Here is a 17,755-nt window from a genome sequence, read left to right as displayed (position 1 = left end):
GCAGGGGTTGCTAGCGGAATATGCGCTTCGGATACCCATGTCGGGCTCCGGATAGCCCATGGTACCGGGAGGCTTTGACGGTTTCCGTACGGCGGGGCCGTATCACACACGAAACCCGGCGGATCCGCCTCGGATCCGCCGGGTTCGGGTTGTGCAGTACTAGCGGGTGATCACCAACCGGACGGCAGCGGACGGCCCTCGGCGAAACCGGCGGCCGACTGCACGCCCAGGGTGGCGCGCTCGTGGAACTCCGCGAGCGTGCGGGCACCGGCGTAGGTGCAGGAGCTGCGCACGCCGGAGGTGATGTGGTCGATCAGGTCCTCGACACCGGGACGCTCGGGGTCCAGACGCATGCGCGAGGAGGAGATGCCCTCCTCGAACAGCGCCTTGCGGGCCCGGTCGAACGCCGAATCGGTGGCGGTGCGGGCGGCCACGGCCCGCTTGGAGGCCATGCCGAAGGACTCCTTGTAGCGGTTGCCGTCGCGGTCGACGCGCAGGTCGCCGGGGGACTCGTAGGTGCCCGCGAACCAGGAGCCGATCATCACGTTGGCGGCACCGGCGGCCAGCGCCAGGGCCACGTCGCGCGGGTGGCGCACACCGCCGTCGGCCCACACGTGCTTGCCGAATTCCTTGGCGGCCGCGGCACATTCGGCCACCGCCGAGAACTGCGGGCGGCCCACGCCGGTCATCATGCGGGTGGTGCACATGGCACCGGGTCCGACACCGACCTTGATGATGTCCGCGCCCGCCTCGATGAGATCGCGGGTGCCGTCGGCGGACACCACATTGCCCGCGACCAGCGGCACGCCCAGATCCAGGCTCGCCACCGTGCGCAGCGCCTCCAGCATCTTCTCCTGGTGGCCGTGCGCGGTGTCCATCACCAGCACGTCCGCGCCCGCGTCGACCAGGGCCTTGGCCTTGGCCGGGACGTCGCCGTTGATGCCGACGGCCGCGGCGATGCGCAGCTGGCCATTGGCGTCGGTGGCCGGGGTGTAGATGCCGGTGCGAATCGCGCCGGTGCGGGTCATCACGCCCGCGAGGGTGCCGTCCGGGTTGACCAGCACCGCCAGGTGCGTGTGCTTGGCCTCGAGCAGGCCGAAGATCTCACGCGGCGAGGTATCGGCCGGGGCGGAGACGAAATTGGTGTCGGCGACGGTGCTCAGGCGGGCGAAACGGTCGACGTCCTGGCAGGACGCCTCGGTCACCACCCCGACCGGCTTGCCGTTCTCGACCACCACGACCGCGCCGTGGGCGCGCTTGTGAATGAGGGCCAGCGCATCGGAGACCGACTGCTCCGGATCCAGCACCACGGGGGTGTCGGCGGTGAGCGAGCGGCTCTTGACGAAGGCGATGGTGTCGGCGGCCGCGGGGATCGGGAGATCCTGCGGCAGCACCACGATGCCGCCCCGGCGGGCGACGGTCTCGGCCATGCGGCGGCCCGCGACGGCTGTCATATTGGCGACCACGAGCGGAATGGTCGTGCCGGTCCCGTCCGTGGTGGAGAGATCGACATCGAACCGGGACGCCACATCCGTCCGGCGGGGGACGAGGAAGACGTCGTCGTAGGTCAGGTCATAGGGCGGAGTCTGCCCGGGAAGAAACTGCACGTTGGACCATGGTAGCTGAATGCTGAGAGTTCGCGGTGCGTTGGGGGGAGAAAAATGCCAGGCGTCTGCCAGTGGGGTGCCCTACCTTCGTGAGCGTGACTGATCTCGAGACCCTCGCCGATCGACTGGATATCAGCGACACCATCACCAAACTGTTCGTCTACACCGACCAGGCCCGTTGGGCGGATCTGCGCGAATCCGTCTTCGCCACAGAGGTTTTCTTCGACGGCGGCTTCGGCGGACCGGTCGGCCCGCGCCCCGGCTCCGACATCGTCGACGACTGGGCCGCCGGTCTGGGAGACCTGGACGGCTGCCAGCACCAGTCCGGAAATCAGCTGGTCGAGATCACCGGGGACACCGCGCTGGCGCACGCCGACGCCATTGCCGTGCATGTGAAGAACGACGCGAAGAACGGCACCACCCGCTGGTTGGTGGGCAGCTACGTCATCGGTCTGGAGCGGACCGAAAAGGGCTGGCGCATCAACCGTTTCGAGTACAAGCTGAAGACCGTCGACGGCAACGCCGACCTGACCTGAGTCTGCGCGGGTTCCCCTCGACGGCAGTTAGCTAAATAATTGCCAAGTGCCGTCGAGGGATTCGAGTTATCTCAATCTCGTCCGATTTGCCGGGAACCCGCGTCCGAATCGATGCGCGTGTCGTAGAAACATCCAAGCGTGTCGCGTTAGCGCGACGACTTGCGGGCCGCCCCGGGCTTGCGCTTCTTGTTGTGCGGGCGGCTCTCACCCTTCGGGCGCTGCCGGAAGCGGGACTGCTCGCGCGGCGAATCCGGTTCGGGCGCGGCCGGAGTCGACGGATCCGAGACCGGGCGGCCCGAGGGGCGACGCGCGCCGGTGATCTCCACCAGCCGTCGATCGCCGGGACGGACCTCCACATCCGTGAGCGTCACCGACGCCCGCTTTGCCAACTGGGCGGCTTCCTCGCGATTGTCCGGAGTCACGATGGTGACGACCGTGCCGGACGCGCCCGCGCGGGCCGTGCGCCCGGTCCGGTGCAGATAGTCCTTGGGGTCGGCGGGCGGATCGACATGCACGACGAGAGAAACGTCGTCGACGTGCAGGCCGCGCGCGGCCACATCGGTCGCGACCAGCACCGGCGCGGTGCCGTCGGCGAAGGCCGCGAGCATCCGACTGCGCTGGTTCTGCGCCTTCCCGCCATGCAGTGCGACCGCCCCGATCCCCACCTCCCGCAACTTCCCCGCGAGCTTCTCCGCGCCGTACTGGGTACGCACGAACAACAGCGTGCGCCCCTCCCGCGCCGCAATCTCACTCACCACCGCGCGCTTGTCGCTGCGGCGGACATGCAGCGCGTAATGCGCGATCGCGGGCACCGCCGCGGTTCCACCCGCAGGACCCGCCGCCTGGGCTTCGTCCGCTGCGGAACCACCGGCCGCCGCCTGACCCGAGGCTCCGTGATCGCCCGGGGCGAGACCGGCTTCCAGACGCGGACCGGCGCTCGAATCCTGGCCGGTAGAGCCGATATTCGAGCCGCGTGCACCACCATCCGCCGCCGCATCGGAGTTGGCGGTCGCACCGGAATTCGCGGCCGTCGCGCCCGGACCGACCGAATGTCGTATCGGCTCACGCAGATACCGCTGCACCAGCCCGTCGATGGTCTCGTCGAGGGTGGCCGAGAACAGCAGCTGCTGCGCGTCGTCGGGAACCTTGTTGAGCAGGGCCGTGAGCTGCGGCATGAAACCCAGCTCGGCCATGTGGTCGGCCTCGTCCACGGTCACCACGCGAATATCGCTCAGCGCCACCGCCTTCCGACCGAGCAGATCGGTCAGCCGACCGGGCGTGGCGATGACCACGTCCACCCCGCGCGCCAGCCGCTCCTCCTGCTTCTTGATCGGCAGCCCACCCACGGCCGTGGCCAGCCGCAGTCCCAACGACAGCGCGGGCTCGTCCAACGCCGACTCGATCTGAATCGCCAATTCCCGGGTGGGCGCGAGGATCAACCCGCGCGGCCGCTTGGGCGCACTCGGCGCACCGAACAACCGCACCAACATCGGCAGCCCGAACGCGAGCGTCTTCCCGGACCCCGTCGCCGCCCGCCCCAACACATCGCGCCCGGCCAGAATGTCCGGAATCACCGCGGCCTGAATAGGAAACGGCTTATCGATCCCGTCCCGCCGCAATGCCTGCACCAGCACGGGAGGCAACCCGAGCTCCGCGAATCGCACCTCGCCCTGCGCGCCGGTGCCAGCCCGCCGACCTCGGCCGCGTCGATCCGTCACGCCGTCGTGCGGCTCGGCACCGCCTGCCGGGTTGTCGTGGGTGGCATCGGACGTCGGGTCGGTGTGGATGGTGGCCTCCATGGCTGGGTTGGGTGGTGTGGATTCGGTCGCGGGCACGGCGGAATGCGCCGCGCCCGAGTCGGAGTTCGGGGCTGCGCGGTGGGTATCAGGCACGGCTGACCAGGCGGCTGAGTTCGACCAGCCAGGGGATCGCTACGGCCATGGTCGGGACCACGAGAATCGCGGCGGCGGCCAGGTAGGCGGCGACCGCGATGCGGAGGTCGCCGATCGGGCCCGCGAGGCGTTGGATGCGGATGAGGGTGGTGGGGCCGCCTACGGCCATTGCGCCTTGTGGGGCAGGGGAATTGGAGCAGGCGACGAGGGCGCGGGCCAGGGGGGTGGGGCCGGTGACCTTGACCGCGGAGTCGTCGGCGAGCAGTTCGATGAGCAGTTTCACCGAGTCCAGGGCGGACTTCGAGCGCACCACGCGCGGGAACGCCTCGTGTGCTGCGGTGAAGGCCTCGAGCACCAGATCGTGGCGGGCGCGCAGGTGAGAACGCTCGTGACTGACGATGGCGGTGAGTTCCTCGTCGGTCAGATTGGTGACGGTGCCCTGCGAGAGCACGACGCGGCGACGCAATCCGGGCAGGCAGTAGGCGATGGGCTCGGTGGCGGCCAGCACCCGGATGTCGTTCGATTTGCGTTGCACGCTGGACTGATCGAGCAGGTCGACCAGCATGCGATGGCGCGCCCGGCGACGCCGGGTATGGATGCCGACCCGAATCACCGACCAGATGAGTCGCGCACCTACCAGCAGCGTGAGCGCGAACACCAGCACCAGCGCCAGCCACAGCGGCAGCCCGAGCGCGTCGATCTCCTTGGAAGGCGTCGTGGTCGGGCGGCCGTCGGAGCCGGGAACCAGCAGCCGCGAGGCGATGGCGAGCCCGGAGCCGAAGGCGCTCAGCACCGCGGCCAGCGCGATGGCCTGCCAAAGCACCAGGGCGGCACGGGGACTGCGGTAGGGCCAGGTGGCGCGGCTGAGCAGCGCTGGCACCGGTCCCGCCAACAACAAGGCGAGACCGGCGAAAACCGGCGCTGTCCAGTCCATGTCCTCAGCTCACTGCGTTGTGGGGCTTGGGCCGAGGCTACAGCTACTTGGACTCTGGTTTGTCCTTGCGCGCCTCGGTGGCTTCGAGCTTAGCGAGTGCGTCGCGCAATGCGGCAGCCTCATCCGCACCGACCTGTTCCACGAAGTGCACCAGGGCCGCGCGGCGGCTGCCCACTTCGTCCGCCTGCTGCAATGCGTCCACCATCAGACTGGCGACGAGTTCGTCGCGAGTGTGCACGGGCGCGTACCGATGCGCGCGATCGTCGCGCTGCTGGACCACCAGATTCTTCTTCGCCAGACGCTGCAGAACCGTCATCACCGTGGTGTACGCGAGTTCGCGGCGTGCAGCGAGGGCTTCATGGACCTGCCGGACCGTTTGCGGTTCGTCGGCCGACCACAACTGGTCCATGACCGCTTTCTCGAGTTCACCAAGACCTGCCATTCCACAAGTTTACGGAGACAACGACAGGAATGCGTACTACAGGTCGTCGTAACCGGGTGGTTGCTGGTGTGGTATTGCTCATAGTGCGGCCTCGACCGGCATGTCCGTGGTTCCCGACGCCCGCACATGCCGGGTGCCGATCGGGACAATCATGGGTCGACCCGACACCGGATCCTCGAGTACCTCGGCGCGCAGGCCGAAAACCTCGCGCAACAGGTCGGGCTCGATGATGTCGGCGGGACGGCCCTGGGCGACGATGCGGCCGGAGTTCATGACGATGAGTCGGTCGCTGTAGCGGATGGCCAGGTTCAGATCGTGCAGGACCATGACGATGGTCCGGCCGAGGTCGTCGTGGAGCCGATCCACTAGATCGAGTACTTCGAGCGAGTGGGCGAGATCCAGGTAGGTGGTGGGCTCGTCCAGCAGCAGGATGTCGGTGCCTTGGGCGAGGGCCATGGAAATCCAGGCCCGCTGCCGCTGCCCGCCCGAGAGCTCGTCGAGGGTCCGCCCGGCCAGGTCCGCGATGCCGGTCTGGGCCAGGGCGGCCGCCACCTCGGCCTCGTCATCGGCCGACCACTGCCGCAACCACGACTGATGTGGATGCCGCCCGCGCGCAACCAGATCCGCGACGGTCAGGCCCTCCGGGGCGACGGGGGTCTGCGGGAGCATGCCGACGATGCGGGCGATGTCCTTGGTCTTCATGGTGGAAATGGCCTTGCCGTCCAACAGGACCCGGCCGGACTTCGGCTTCAGCAGTCGGCCCAGCGAGCGCAGCAGCGTCGATTTGCCGCAGCCGTTGGGGCCGATGACGGTGGTGATCACGCCCGGCGCGATATCCACCGAGAGTCCGTCCACAATGACTCGCTCGCCGTAGCCGAGTGTGATGTTTTCCGCAGCGAGAGTCACGGTATCGCCTTCTCGAGAGTCACAGTGTCGCCTTCCTGTTGGTGCGAACGAGCAGGTAGAGCAGGAACGGCCCGCCGACCGCGGCGGTGACCACACCGACCGGCAGCGAGACGGGAAACACGGTGCGGGCCAGCAGATCCGCACCGACCACGGCAATGGCTCCCGCCAGGGCCGAGGCGATGAGCGGCTCGCCCGCAGTGCGAAGTAGTCGTCGCGCGATCTGCGGTGCGGCCAGTCCCACGAATCCCATCGGTCCGACCGCGGCGGTCGCCAGCGCGGCGCAACTCACCGCGGCCGCAATGAGAATGGCCTGCTGAGTTTGCATCCGGACGCCGAGGATTCGCGTCGTATCGGTGCCGAATCGCAGGATGGCCAGGGTGCGCGCGGATCCCGCCGTGACGATCAAGGCCAGACCTAGCCCGACCGACGCGGGAATCAGCGTCGACCAATCGGCGGCGTTGAGCGAGCCCGTCAGCCACTGCTGCGCGTGCGCCGCATCGGTCAGCGTGGCCCGCGTCAGCAGCCAGTTCACCACCGACAACAGCGCGGCGTTGACACCGATCCCGATGAGCACCAACCGAAATCCCATGACCCCGCCGTCCCCGGTCGTGGTCCGACCCCAAGCCAGCAGATAGATCACCACCGCCGTCAGCAGCCCGCCGACCAGCGCCGCGGCCGAAACACCCAGTACCGCACCGGTCCCGGTCGCGATCCCGCCCATCCCCACCAGGACCGCCACCGCACCGCAACTCGCCCCGGAGGTGATGCCGAGCAGATCCGGACTGGCCAGCGGATTGCGCAGAATCGATTGCGTCACCGCACCGGCCAACCCCAGCGCCGCCCCCACGACCACCGCCGTCAACGCCCTGGGCAGTCGTGAGTCCATGATGACGAACCGCTGCGCGCGAGTTCCCCCGCCGCCCAGCACATCCAATACCCGACCGATCGGAATCCGGAATTCCCCAAGGGCGATATCCAGAGCGAACAACCCGAACAGCACCGCGATCATCGCAATCACGGTGAGCAGCGCGCCGATTCGAAGCACCGACGAGAACCCACCGACCCGGACCGCCGGTCGCACCGTCGAAAGAGTCATAGCGAAACCAGCTTTCGGCGGCGGACGAGCAGGATGAAGAACGGTGCGCCGAGGGCGGCGAGGGTGATTCCGGCCTGGAGTTCGCCCGGGCGGGCGATGAGTCGTCCGGCGGTGTCGGCCAGGAGCAGCACGAGTGCGCCGAGCAGGCCCGAATAGGGCAGCAGCCAGCGGTAATCGGGGCCGGTCAGGGCGCGGGCGAGGTGCGGGACGATGAGGCCCAGGAAGGCGATCGGGCCGACGGCGGCGGTGGCGGCACCCGCCAGCAGGACCACCGCGGCGAGGCCGAGAGCGCGACTGCGGCCAATGTTCACGCCCAGCCCGCGCGCGACATCATCGCCGAGCCCGAGGAGATTGAGGCCGGGCGCGGCGGCCAGCGCCAGCATCGCGCCCACGAGGAGAAAGGGAAGCACCTGGCGGAAGACCGAGGCGTCGTGTCCGGCCACATCACCGACCACCCAGTAGCGGTAGGTATTGAGCGCGGTACCGTCCAGCAGCACAACGATATTGGTCATGGCCTGCAGGAACGCCGTGACCGCCGCACCCGCGAGGACCAGGCTCAGCGGGCTGGCCTTACCGCCGCCGAGCGCCGAGACACCAAAAACGACCAGCCCTGCGAACAATGCCCCCGCGAAGGCGAACCAGATGTACTGCGTGGGCGTGGTGAGGGCCAGCAGATGGATGCTCAGCGCCGCGAGAAAGGCGGCTCCGGCATTGATGCCGAGTAATCCGGCGTCGGCCAGGGGGTTTCGGGTGTAGCCCTGGATGAGGGCCCCGGCCATGCCGAGCGCCAGACCCGTGATCAGGGCGAGTCCGGTTCGGGGGAGCCGCAATTCGCGCACGATCTGCGCGGCCGATCCCTCGCTCGGACACGAAAGTGGCAGCCCACCAGGGCAAACGAGCGCGTCATAGACCGTCCCGAGGCCCAGCGTGCGAGCCCCGAGGGCAATGCTGGCGGCCATGGCGGCCAGCAAGAGGGCGGCCAGAACGAGAAGTCCGAGCAGACGTCGCCGTCTGTTGGTGACTACGGCGGGCACGGTGACGAACTACTCCTGACGCGTTCATTGCTCGATAAGTATGGTAACCCTAACCTATCTTCCGTTGCTCGTTGTCCAAGCCGTGGCCCAACAGGTCCATGCAGTGGCCCGAACAGTCGATGAATGAGGAGGTTCGATGCTCGAACCCGTAACCGTGTGCCCGCCGCGCGATTCCAGGCTCGCCTTCGGGTTGGCCTGCAACCGCCTGCGCGCCCTGCAACCCGAACACCCGCGCGTCTACGCCGTCGCGGCCATGGCTGATCAGGGCAAACGCCGGTGGTGGCGGCTCGCCGACGGGATCCGCGAGGGTCGCATCGAGGTGATGTACCGCCGCCACGCGGCGGAGATGAGCAATGCCGATATCGCCGCCGAGGTGGTCGCCACCGCCCTCATCCACGCGGTGGTCGGCCGGGTGCTGGCCATGGTGGTGTCGGAGGGTCGGGCCTGGGACCCGGGCCTGGAGAACCTGTGGATCCACACCGACAATGACGGCGGCATCGATTGGGCGGGCCTGTCCGACACCACGATTCGCGTGGTCGACGGCGACCTGCTGGCCGGACAGGCCGGGGTGGTGGCGCTGCCCTGCGAGGCCGCCCTCTACGTCTGGCTCGCGCATCGTTGCATTCCCGCGCTCACCCTGGTTCAGGAGGCCATGATGCGCTGTGCGGGATTGGGTGTGCGCCGCTTCTGGTCTCTCGTCGCCGAATCCGTTGTCGGCGCGGCCACCTACGTCCCGGCGCTGTCCCGCACATCCTCCTCGGAGGGCGCGCGCCGCGGCCAGGCCATGCTGGCCGCGTTCGAGGATCGCGGTCTACCGGTCCGCCGGGCCTGCCTGCGCTGAGCGCTCAGTAGGGGCAGGTCGACTGGAATGGCTTGTCCGCGAACAGGTCCGATATCCAGCCGAGCCATTGGTCGGCCACGGCGGTCGGTGCGTCGTGGCCGCCGGGGACGACCAGATCGTGGACCGGGGTGCCGAGGGTGCACATGTCGGTGACCGCGGCATTGGACCAGGCGGTGTCGACCAGTTTGTCGGCGTCGCCGCGGGCGATGTAGGTGTGCAATTTGGTCGAGGTCTTCGGCAGGTTGGTGCGGGTCTGGAGATCATTGAACGGCTGGGCCGCCGCGTCGTCGACGAAGTGGACCTCGTCGGGACTGCCAGCCCTGCCGACGGAAATCTCCTCGGGCGTCACCTGACCGGTGCACTGGGATTCCAAACGCGGTGCGATGGTGAGGAGATCGCCGTGGATGACCTGGTCGTAGGCGTAATCGGGATGGTCGTAGCGCACGGCCTCGACCAGGTACGGCAGGATCAGGTATTGGTCGGGGGCGTTGAGACCGTGGTTGGCGACGGTGGTGGCGAATTGCAGTTCCAGAGCAGGGGACAGCAGCACGACGCCGTGGATATTCAATTCCGGCGCATAGGCTTTCGCGGTCTCGGCCGCCGACTCGGCGGCCCGCCCACCCTGTGACGCGCCGACCAGCACGGTGTCCGAGGCCAGCGGCAGGCCGGTGGCGTGCGCGGCGCGCACCGAATCGAGGACGTCGTAACCAGAAGACGGCGTGTCCAAATACGGTGCGTTACCCGGACCGTCGAGGCCTTGATAGTTGGTCATGACCACCGCGCGATGCCCGGCCAGCAGCTGTTCGACCGCGGGCGCGGACCCGAACAGGGTCGGCGAATTCGTGGGCGCGCACGCGCTCACCACACCGGAAGTGCCGTGCGCGAAGGCGATCACCGGCCAGCCACCCTTCGGTGCCTGACCCTGCGGCAGGAACACCGCGCCCGACACCTCGATCGGCTTCCCGGCCGGGGAGGTCGATTGGTAGCGAATGTAGGTGGCGGAGGACGCCGCGGCGGTGAGCGCCGGATCCATGCCGGTCAGCGCCCGTTTGGTGACCAGCGTTCCGGGAGAATCCGGTTTCGACGCGGGCGTGTCCGTGGATGTGCCGCACGCGCCGAGCAGCAGGACAGCCAGGACGGGAAGAACGATTCCTGCTCGCACGCTTCTCCTTCAGGGGGATACAGCACCGGCCAGCACGATCTCCTCCAACATAGCCGCTCAGCCGTCCGCGTCCCGCACGGCTTCGACCGCGACCGCGCGAAGCGTGTCGGCGACGCGGGCCACCGGCTCGGGGAGCGGTCCGGGCAGGCGGGCCAGCAGCAGGCGGCGATGTTCGGACGGTCCGCCGCGGACCGCCAGGACGCGGACGCCGGGCGGGCACGCCGGGGCGAGGCTGGCCGGGATGGTGGTGATTCCGCATCCGGCGGCGACCAGGCGCAGTTTCGCCAGCCAGTCGCGTGCGGTGTGCGCGATGACGGGCCGTTCGTCCAGACCCGGCCACACGCCCATCGAGGTGTCGTCGCCGGGCCCGGCGATCCACGATTGGCCGCGCAAATCGACGACATCGATGTGCTCCCCGCGCGCGAGGGGATGCTCGGACGGGACGGCAATGCGCAAGCTGCGCTCGGTCAGAACTTGAACCGCTAGCGCGGGCGTCTCCGCGTCGAGCGGCCGATAGGGCGGTGCCGACGCCACCAGCGCCAGATCCAGCGTGCCCGCCCGCACCGCCCGGACCAGTGCGGGCGTTCCGCCCTCGCGGCCGATCACGGTGATTCCCGGATGCGTTCGACGCAACCGCTCCAGCGCGGGCGGCACCAGCGCGGCCCCGGCACTGGCGAACCACCCGAGCCGCACGGTCGCCCGATCATCGGGAATGCCCGCCAATTCCCTTGCCGTGGCATCGATCTGATCGACCACCGCCGACGCGCGCCGCGCCACGATCCGCCCCGCGGGGGTCAACCGCACCCCGTCGTGCCGTCGTTCCATCAGCGGCGTCCCGGCCGCCCGCTCCAAGGACGCGATCTGCCGCGACACCGCCGACTGGGTGTAGCCGAGCGCGACGGCCGCCGCGGTCAGGGTGCCCCGCTCGGCCACCTCACGGAACACTCGGAGTGCAGTCAGGGATGCATCATTGAAGGTCATGACAATCACGCATACCACCGGTGAGCATTTCTCGCTGCCCACATGGCTCGCCGATCCCTAGCGTGAGGGTATGAGCTTGTCGTACACCATGATCGGAGGCATGTGATGACCAAGGTCGCACTCGTCACCGGAGCCACCCAGGGACTGGGACTGGCCCTCGTCGAGGGGCTCGCCCAACGCCTGGGTCCCGAGGACGTCGTCTACCTCACCAGCCGTGATCACACCCGCGTCACCGAGGCCGTGGCCGCGCTGCCCGCCGGTGGTGCCCGGGTTCGGGGCGAGGTCTTCGACGTCGCCGACCCGGCGGCCGCGGGACGCCTTGCCGCACAGCTGAAATCCCGTCACGGCGGCGTGGACATCGTGTTCGGCAATGCCTACCACCGCGTCGGCCCCGACGACGACCCTCGCAAGATCATCGGGGAGTACGTGGAGGTCAACAACTTCGGCACCACCCGTCTACTGCGCGCCTTCGCCCCGATCCTGCGCGACCACGCCCGCCTGTTCATCGTCGCGAGCACGCTGGGCACCCTCCACTACCTGGCTCCCGTCCTGCACGACCGCTTCGACGGCCTCGACTCCCTCGACGAGGTGGACCGCCAGACAGCGGCCTGGCGCGATGCCGTGGCCGACGGCACCGCCCGCTCGGGCCCCTGGCCCGGCTTCGTCAATATCCCCTCCAAGATCGCCCAGGTCGCGGCCGTCCGCGCCCTGGCCGCCCAACGCCGTGAATCCGACCGCGCCCGAGGCATTCTCCTGGCCGCCCTGTGCCCCGGCATGATCAACACCCCCACCTCGGCCCTATGGTGGAACGTCGGGGACGCGCCGACCCCCGCGGAAGCGGCTGTGGCTCTACTGAACCTGGCCCTCGAGCCAATCGATCCAACCCAGTACGGCCAACTCGTCCGCGGCGGCAAGGTCCTGCCCTGGTCTCCGTGAGGTTCTCGCCCTCAGCGGACCGTGGCGGTGTTGTCACAGAATTCCGCGACGAGGCGGGCGAAGGCTTCTGGGGTCTCCAATTGCGGGAGATGACCGGCGTTTTGGATGAGTTCGATGCGGGCGGTGGGAATGGCCGCGGCGTAGGCGTGGCCGTGGTCGACCGGGACGATGCGGTCGTGGGCACCCCACACCACCAGGGTCGGAACCGCGACGGCGGGCAGTCTGCCGAGCAGGGTCGGGTCGGTCATGGCCGTGCCGCCGTAGACGCGCAGGGCGTCGCGGTTGCCCGCCATGATTGGAAGTCGTTCCGGTGGAAGGCTATTGGGATCGATGCGGAAATCGTCCGGGCGGTAGTAGCTGAGGTCGGCGATCTGATCCAGGGTGAGGGAGAAGAAGTCGACGATCGGGGTTTGCGGCAGCTCCAAGCCTGCGGCGTCGGCGAGGACGACGCGGGCCACCCTGGGGCTGGCCAGCAGCGCGATCTCGGCCGCGATCCAACCGCCAATGGAATTGCCGACCACGGATACGTCGGTGAGGTCCAGTTCGTCGAGCAAGTCGACGTAGAGCCGCGCCAAATCGGCCATGCCCGTGAGGTTTTCCGGTCGAGGCGTGCCCTCGAAGCCGGGATGCGTAGGGGTGAGTACCCGATACCGCTCGGCCAGCAGGTGGGCGAGGCCGCCCACCGAGGCCGGTCCGGCGCCGCCGTGCAGCAGCAGAATCGGGCGGCCCGCGCCGCGGTCGTCGAGGGAAAGGGAGGTGACGGTCATCGAAGTCTCCGAATCTCCAGGAGCCGGAAGGGCTCCCGCTATATAAACAACCTTATATCAGGTTGCTTATATAAGGAAGGTGATTTATCCGGCTATGCTGATCCCGTGGAACCTTCGCTGCAGCAACTCGGGCAGGCGGTCAAACGCCTGCAGTGGCATCACCACCGCGAGGCCAACCGCCGCCTCGCCGCGATCGGATCCTCCCTCGCGCACTGGGACGTGCTGCGCAACCTGCACGAACACCCCGACGCCTCACTGCACGACCTGGCGCTGTTGACCTTTCAGACCGACCAATCCATGGGCACCCTCGCGACGCGAATGATCGATCGCGGTCTGCTCGAGCGAGTGTCCGGCCCCGGCCGTGCCATTCGGCACCGCCTCACCGCGGACGGCGAACGGACCCGTCGGGAGGGCGGTCGCGTCATCGACGAGGTCCTGATGAACACGCTCGGCACTTTGAGTCGCGACGACCGCGCCACCCTGTATCGCCTGCTGAAGGCCGCCACACCCGACCCCGACTGAGTCGATTCCCCGCTACTGCTTGCTTTGTTAGGTAAGCCTGACCTACACTCGTAACCGGCGTCAGGGCCGAGCGAGTATCCGGAGGGCTGCCGTGATCCCCGGTCCACTGCCGCGGCGGGCTTCCCCGATTGGGGGAGCCCGCCGCTTCGTATCAAGATCTCGCGTGCGAACGTGGAGTCATGAGTGACGACTTCTCCGCGGTCAAGTCTCTGGCCGATGTGACGCCCGAGATGATGAACAAGCTCAGCGAAGGCACGTTCACCGATCTGCTCGGACTGAAGTTCACCGAGCTGAGCGGCGACGGTGTGACGGCCGAGTGGGTGGTGACGCCGCAGCAGTTCCAACCGGCCGGGATCGTGAATGGCGGCGTGTACTGCACGGTCATCGAGACGCTGGCCAGTGTGGCGGCGGGTGCGTGGCTGGGCGAGCGCGGAACCGTTGTCGGCGTGAACAACAACACCGACTTCCTGCGCGCGGTGCGCGAGGGCAAGCTCATCGGTGTGTCGACGCCGATCCACCGCGGGCGCTCGCAGCAGCTGTGGGTCGTGGTGATCACCGATGAGCAGGGGCGCACGGTGGCGCGCGGTCAGGTGCGACTGCAGAACCTGTACCCGCAGAACTGAAATCGAGCGAACCGAAACGTCCGGTATCGCCGAAACATGCTGGTAACGCGGGTCGTGCCAGAATGGCCGACGATCCGTCCCCGCGATTGCACGAGGAGTCCGAATGCGATTGTCGCCGCACGAGCAGGAGCGCCTGCTACTGAGTTACGCGGCCGAACTGGCCCGGCGGCGAAAGGCTCGCGGACTCAAACTCAATCACCCCGAGGCGATCGCGATCATTACCGACCACGTGTTGGAGGGTGCGCGCGACGGACGCACCGTCGCCGAGCTGATGGCGTCGGGGCGGACCGTGCTCACCCGTGAGGACGTCATGGACGGCATCCCGGAGATGATCCACGACGTCCAGGTGGAGGCCACCTTCCCCGACGGCACCAAGCTCGTCACCGTCCACCACCCGATCGGATGAGACCGTGATTCCTGGCGAATACCTGTGTGCCGAGGGCACGATCGGCCTCAACGAGGGCGCGGACCGCATCGAACTGGATGTGGTCAATACCGGTGACCGGCCGGTCCAGGTCGGCTCGCACGTCCACTTCCCACAGGCCAACTCCGCGCTGGACTTCGACCGGCAGGCCGCGCACGGCCGCCGCCTCGACATCCCCGCCGGTACGGCCGTGCGCTTCGAACCCGGTCTGGGCCAGCGGGTTTCGCTGGTACCGCTCGGCGGCACCCGCGAAGTGCACGGAATCAGCCTCACCCCACCCGGAAAGCTGGATGCCTGATGGCCGAACTCTCCCGCGCCCGCTATGCCGAACTGTTCGGGCCCACCGTCGGCGACCGAATCCGCCTGGCGGACACCGACCTGCTGATCGAGATCACCGAAGACCGTTGCGGCGGACCGGGTCTCGCCGGTGACGAGGCCGTCTTCGGCGGCGGCAAGGTGCTGCGCGAATCCATGGGCCAGGCCCGCGCCACCCGCGCCGAGGGCACCCCCGACACCGTCATCACCGGCGTGGTGATCGTCGACCACTGGGGAATCATCAAGGCCGACATCGGCATTCGCGACGGCCGCATCACCGCCATCGGCAAGGCCGGTAATCCGGACACCATGAACGGCGTGCACCCGGATCTCGTGGTCGGGCCCTCGACCGAGATCATCGCGGGCAACGGCCGCATCGTCACCGCGGGCGCGATCGACTGCCACGTGCACTTCATCTGCCCGCAGATCCTCGACGAGGCCATGGCGGGCGGCATCACCACCCTCATCGGCGGCGGCACCGGCCCCGCCGAGGGCTCCAAGGCCACCACCGTCACACCCGGCGCGTGGCATCTGGCCCGCATGCTCGAGGCCACCGACGCCTGGCCGGTGAACATTCTGCTGCTGGGCAAGGGCAATACCGTGCGCGAGGACGCGCTCTGGGAGCAATTGCGCGGCGGCGCGGGCGGTTTCAAGCTGCACGAGGACTGGGGGACCACCCCGGCCGCCATCGACCACTGTCTGACCGTCGCCGACGCCTCGGGCGTGCAGGTGGCCTTGCACTCGGACACCTTGAACGAGGCCGGATTCGTCGAGGACACCCTGGCTGCCATTCGCGGCCGGGCCATCCACTCGTATCACACCGAGGGCGCGGGCGGCGGCCACGCGCCCGACATCATCACCGTCGCTTCGCATCTCAATGTGCTGCCCAGCTCCACCAATCCGACCCGGCCGCACACCGTCAACACCCTCGACGAGCATCTGGACATGCTCATGGTGTGCCATCACCTGAGCCCGTCCATCCCGGAGGATCTGGCCTTCGCGGAGAGCCGGATTCGGCCGTCCACCATTGCCGCCGAGGATCTGCTGCACGATCTGGGCGCGATCTCCATGATCGGCTCCGACGCCCAGGCCATGGGCCGCATCGGCGAGGTGGTCATGCGCACCTGGCAGACGGCGCACGTCATGAAGCGCCGCCGCGGCGCTCTGCCCGGCGACGGGGCCGCCGACAACAACCGGGTCCAGCGCTACGTCGCGAAATACACCATCTGCCCGGCGGTCACACACGGTCTCGACGCGGAGATCGGGTCGGTCGAGGTCGGCAAGCTCGCCGACCTGGTCCTGTGGGAACCGGCGTTCTTCGGCGTCCGCCCGCACGCGGTCCTCAAGGGCGGCACGATCGCCTGGGCCGCCATGGGTGACGCCAACGCGTCGATCCCGACCCCGCAGCCGGTCCTGCCGCGCCCCATGTTCGGTGCCGCGCCGAGCGTCGCCGCGGGCACCTCCCTGCACTTCGTGTCCGAGCAGGCCATCGAGGACGGCCTGGCCGAACGCCTGCGCGTCAACCGAAAACTGGTCCCCGTGGCCAATGTTCGCCGACGCACCAAGGCCGACCTCCCCAACAACGAGGCCATGCCCCGCATCGAAGTCGACCCCGACACCTTCACCGTCCGCATCGACGGCGAGGTCTGGGCCGAAGCCCCCGCCACCGAACTCCCCATGGCGCAGCGCTACTTCCTGTTCTGATACCGCGCCGCTGACGAACGCCGATGCCCACAGGGCATCGGCGTTTTTCGTCTGCCCGGAACTCTTCCACCGATTCGGTCAATTCTGATTCTTTCATCATTTTTGCCTTGACAGAGGAAACGGTCGTAACTGATGATTTCCTCAACAATAGGCATGGAGGTGGCTGTGACGAGCATCGACGGCGGCGTCGTGACCGGACGGACGGTTCGGGTCGGCGGGCGCGAGATCTACTTCGGCGAAGCCGGATCCGGTCCGGTGGTGATGCTGCTGCACGGCGGTGGGCCGGGGGCCAGCGGTGTGGCCAACTACTCGCGCAATCTCGAGTCGCTGGCGCGGCGGTTTCGGGTGATCGTGCCGGACCTCCCCGGGTACGGGCGGTCGGAGAAGTGGATCGATCGATCCGATCCCTTCGGCCACCTCGCGCGGATGGTCGGCGGGCTGCTCGATGAGCTCGGCATCGACTCCGCGCACCTGGTCGGCAATTCGTACGGGGGAGCGGCGGCGCTGCGGCTGGCCCTGGACCGGCCCGGGAAGGTCGGGCGCATGGTGCTCATGGGACCGGGTGGGATCGGCACCACGCGCTCCCTGCCCACGCCGGGGCTGAACGCGCTGCTGGACTACTACCGGGGTGAGGGGCCGAGCCGGGACAAGCTGCGGCGGTTCATTCTGGACTATCTGGTCGCCGATGGCACTCAGGTGCCCGAGGAGCTCATCGAACAGCGTTACCGGGCCAGCATCGACCCCGAGGTGGTCGCCAACCCGCCGCTGCGCCGCCCCTCCGGGCCGCTGGCGCTGCGGACATTGTGGCGCATGGATTTCACCCGAGATGCGCGGCTGCGCACGCTGATTCATCCGACATTGGTGATCTGGGGTGCGCAGGACAAGGTGAATCGTCCTGCCGGGGGCCGGACGCTCGCGGAGACCATGCCGAACTGCGACCTGTATCTGGCCGCGAACACCGGGCACTGGGTGCAGTGGGAGCGGGCCGAGTTGTTCAACGCGCTCGCCACGGCCTTCCTCGCGGGTTGACGCC

Annotated in this window: 19 protein-coding genes; 9 read left to right on the top strand and 10 right to left on the bottom strand. The window is 68.4% G+C overall.

From position 1 onward, the window contains the following. Positions 1 to 170: 170 nt before the first annotated feature. Positions 171 to 1,607, bottom strand: coding sequence for a GuaB1 family IMP dehydrogenase-related protein (locus tag VMT40_RS28260; RefSeq protein WP_326361918.1), 1,437 nt, complete (start codon positions 1,605 to 1,607; stop codon positions 171 to 173). Positions 1,608 to 1,702: 95 nt separating this feature from the next. On the opposite strand from VMT40_RS28260, the gene VMT40_RS28255 reads away from it, so the two are divergent. After that, positions 1,703 to 2,143: a nuclear transport factor 2 family protein gene (locus tag VMT40_RS28255; RefSeq protein WP_326361917.1), complete on the top strand. Its 441-nt coding sequence runs from the start codon at positions 1,703 to 1,705 to the stop codon at positions 2,141 to 2,143. A gap of 146 nt (positions 2,144 to 2,289) precedes the next feature. On the opposite strand, the gene VMT40_RS28250 is transcribed toward VMT40_RS28255, so the two are convergent. The 6 genes from VMT40_RS28250 to VMT40_RS28225 all read right to left on the bottom strand — a co-directional run bounded on the left by VMT40_RS28250 (position 2,290) and on the right by VMT40_RS28225 (position 8,447). Continuing rightward, positions 2,290 to 4,035, bottom strand: a complete 1,746-nt coding sequence (locus tag VMT40_RS28250) for a DEAD/DEAH box helicase (RefSeq protein ID WP_326361916.1) — start codon at positions 4,033 to 4,035, stop codon at positions 2,290 to 2,292. Further along, the gene (locus tag VMT40_RS28245) at positions 4,028 to 4,969 is read right to left on the bottom strand and encodes a M56 family metallopeptidase (RefSeq protein ID WP_326361915.1); all 942 of its coding nucleotides are present in this window, start codon (positions 4,967 to 4,969) and stop codon (positions 4,028 to 4,030) included. Before VMT40_RS28245 ends, VMT40_RS28250 begins: the two co-directional genes overlap by 8 nt. 43 nt (positions 4,970 to 5,012) lie before the next feature. After that, positions 5,013 to 5,411 carry a BlaI/MecI/CopY family transcriptional regulator gene (locus tag VMT40_RS28240; protein ID WP_326310518.1) on the bottom strand — a complete coding sequence of 133 codons (399 nt, stop codon included), beginning with the start codon at positions 5,409 to 5,411 and terminating at the stop codon, positions 5,013 to 5,015. A 78-nt stretch (positions 5,412 to 5,489) separates the two neighbouring features. Beyond that, positions 5,490 to 6,317, bottom strand: a complete 828-nt coding sequence (locus tag VMT40_RS28235; protein ID WP_326361914.1) for an ABC transporter ATP-binding protein — start codon at positions 6,315 to 6,317, stop codon at positions 5,490 to 5,492. 19 nt (positions 6,318 to 6,336) lie between these two features. Next, entirely contained in the window at positions 6,337 to 7,413 is a 1,077-nt protein-coding gene (locus VMT40_RS28230; protein ID WP_326361913.1) for a FecCD family ABC transporter permease, read from the bottom strand. Further along, positions 7,410 to 8,447, bottom strand: coding sequence for a FecCD family ABC transporter permease (locus VMT40_RS28225; RefSeq protein WP_326361912.1), 1,038 nt, complete (start codon positions 8,445 to 8,447; stop codon positions 7,410 to 7,412). Before VMT40_RS28225 ends, VMT40_RS28230 begins: the two co-directional genes overlap by 4 nt. A gap of 136 nt (positions 8,448 to 8,583) precedes the next feature. Here VMT40_RS28225 and VMT40_RS28220 point away from each other — a divergent pair, with 136 nt between their 5' ends. Beyond that, entirely contained in the window at positions 8,584 to 9,288 is a 705-nt protein-coding gene (locus VMT40_RS28220; protein ID WP_326361910.1) for a hypothetical protein, read from the top strand. Between the two features lie 4 nt (positions 9,289 to 9,292). Here VMT40_RS28220 and VMT40_RS28215 read toward each other — a convergent pair whose 3' ends face one another. Beyond that, positions 9,293 to 10,450: a lipase family protein gene (locus VMT40_RS28215; RefSeq protein ID WP_326361909.1), complete on the bottom strand. Its 1,158-nt coding sequence runs from the start codon at positions 10,448 to 10,450 to the stop codon at positions 9,293 to 9,295. Between the two features lie 57 nt (positions 10,451 to 10,507). Beyond that, the gene (locus VMT40_RS28210; RefSeq protein WP_326361908.1) at positions 10,508 to 11,431 is read right to left on the bottom strand and encodes a LysR family transcriptional regulator; all 924 of its coding nucleotides are present in this window, start codon (positions 11,429 to 11,431) and stop codon (positions 10,508 to 10,510) included. A gap of 105 nt (positions 11,432 to 11,536) precedes the next feature. On the opposite strand from VMT40_RS28210, the gene VMT40_RS28205 reads away from it, so the two are divergent. Next, entirely contained in the window at positions 11,537 to 12,367 is an 831-nt protein-coding gene (locus VMT40_RS28205; RefSeq protein ID WP_326361906.1) for an SDR family NAD(P)-dependent oxidoreductase, read from the top strand. 11 nt (positions 12,368 to 12,378) lie between these two features. Here VMT40_RS28205 and VMT40_RS28200 read toward each other — a convergent pair whose 3' ends face one another. Then, positions 12,379 to 13,134 carry an alpha/beta fold hydrolase gene (locus VMT40_RS28200; protein ID WP_326361905.1) on the bottom strand — a complete coding sequence of 252 codons (756 nt, stop codon included), beginning with the start codon at positions 13,132 to 13,134 and terminating at the stop codon, positions 12,379 to 12,381. Positions 13,135 to 13,239: 105 nt separating this feature from the next. Here VMT40_RS28200 and VMT40_RS28195 point away from each other — a divergent pair, with 105 nt between their 5' ends. The 6 genes from VMT40_RS28195 to VMT40_RS28170 all read left to right on the top strand — a co-directional run bounded on the left by VMT40_RS28195 (position 13,240) and on the right by VMT40_RS28170 (position 17,751). Further along, positions 13,240 to 13,656 (top strand): MarR family winged helix-turn-helix transcriptional regulator, encoded by a 417-nt coding sequence (locus tag VMT40_RS28195; protein ID WP_326361903.1) that lies wholly within the window; start codon positions 13,240 to 13,242, stop codon positions 13,654 to 13,656. A 230-nt stretch (positions 13,657 to 13,886) separates the two neighbouring features. Beyond that, positions 13,887 to 14,279, top strand: a complete 393-nt coding sequence (locus VMT40_RS28190) for a PaaI family thioesterase (RefSeq protein WP_442790084.1) — start codon at positions 13,887 to 13,889, stop codon at positions 14,277 to 14,279. 103 nt (positions 14,280 to 14,382) lie between these two features. Further along, positions 14,383 to 14,685 (top strand): urease subunit gamma, encoded by a 303-nt coding sequence (locus VMT40_RS28185; RefSeq protein WP_326361900.1) that lies wholly within the window; start codon positions 14,383 to 14,385, stop codon positions 14,683 to 14,685. Positions 14,686 to 14,689: 4 nt separating this feature from the next. Continuing rightward, the gene (locus tag VMT40_RS28180; protein ID WP_326361899.1) at positions 14,690 to 15,001 is read left to right on the top strand and encodes an urease subunit beta; all 312 of its coding nucleotides are present in this window, start codon (positions 14,690 to 14,692) and stop codon (positions 14,999 to 15,001) included. After that, positions 15,001 to 16,722 (top strand): urease subunit alpha, encoded by a 1,722-nt coding sequence (locus tag VMT40_RS28175; RefSeq protein ID WP_326361897.1) that lies wholly within the window; start codon positions 15,001 to 15,003, stop codon positions 16,720 to 16,722. The genes VMT40_RS28180 and VMT40_RS28175 overlap by 1 nt, the downstream gene beginning before the upstream one ends. A gap of 174 nt (positions 16,723 to 16,896) precedes the next feature. Continuing rightward, entirely contained in the window at positions 16,897 to 17,751 is an 855-nt protein-coding gene (locus VMT40_RS28170; RefSeq protein WP_326362769.1) for an alpha/beta fold hydrolase, read from the top strand. The last annotated feature ends 4 nt before the right edge of the window (positions 17,752 to 17,755 follow it).

The sequence above is a fragment of the Nocardia sp. CDC160 genome, assembly GCF_035818795.1.
In the GTDB taxonomy this organism is placed as follows: domain Bacteria; phylum Actinomycetota; class Actinomycetes; order Mycobacteriales; family Mycobacteriaceae; genus Nocardia.
This window is presented reverse-complemented; position numbering and strand designations above follow the sequence as displayed.

Excerpts from the sequence above, each read along its gene's own strand:
- VMT40_RS28245 (WP_326361915.1), bottom strand. The coding sequence starts at position 4,969 with ATGGACTGGACAGCGCCGGTTTTCGCCGGTCTCGCCTTGTTGTTGGCG.
- VMT40_RS28210 (WP_326361908.1), bottom strand. The coding sequence starts at position 11,431 with ATGACCTTCAATGATGCATCCCTGACTGCACTCCGAGTGTTCCGTGAG.
- VMT40_RS28200 (WP_326361905.1), bottom strand. The coding sequence starts at position 13,134 with ATGACCGTCACCTCCCTTTCCCTCGACGACCGCGGCGCGGGCCGCCCG.
- VMT40_RS28205 (WP_326361906.1), top strand. The coding sequence starts at position 11,537 with ATGACCAAGGTCGCACTCGTCACCGGAGCCACCCAGGGACTGGGACTG.
- VMT40_RS28230 (WP_326361913.1), bottom strand. The coding sequence starts at position 7,413 with ATGACTCTTTCGACGGTGCGACCGGCGGTCCGGGTCGGTGGGTTCTCG.
- VMT40_RS28220 (WP_326361910.1), top strand. The coding sequence starts at position 8,584 with ATGCTCGAACCCGTAACCGTGTGCCCGCCGCGCGATTCCAGGCTCGCC.
- VMT40_RS28190 (WP_442790084.1), top strand. The coding sequence starts at position 13,887 with ATGATGAACAAGCTCAGCGAAGGCACGTTCACCGATCTGCTCGGACTG.
- VMT40_RS28185 (WP_326361900.1), top strand. The coding sequence starts at position 14,383 with ATGCGATTGTCGCCGCACGAGCAGGAGCGCCTGCTACTGAGTTACGCG.
- VMT40_RS28240 (WP_326310518.1), bottom strand. The coding sequence starts at position 5,411 with ATGGCAGGTCTTGGTGAACTCGAGAAAGCGGTCATGGACCAGTTGTGG.
- VMT40_RS28175 (WP_326361897.1), top strand. The coding sequence starts at position 15,001 with ATGGCCGAACTCTCCCGCGCCCGCTATGCCGAACTGTTCGGGCCCACC.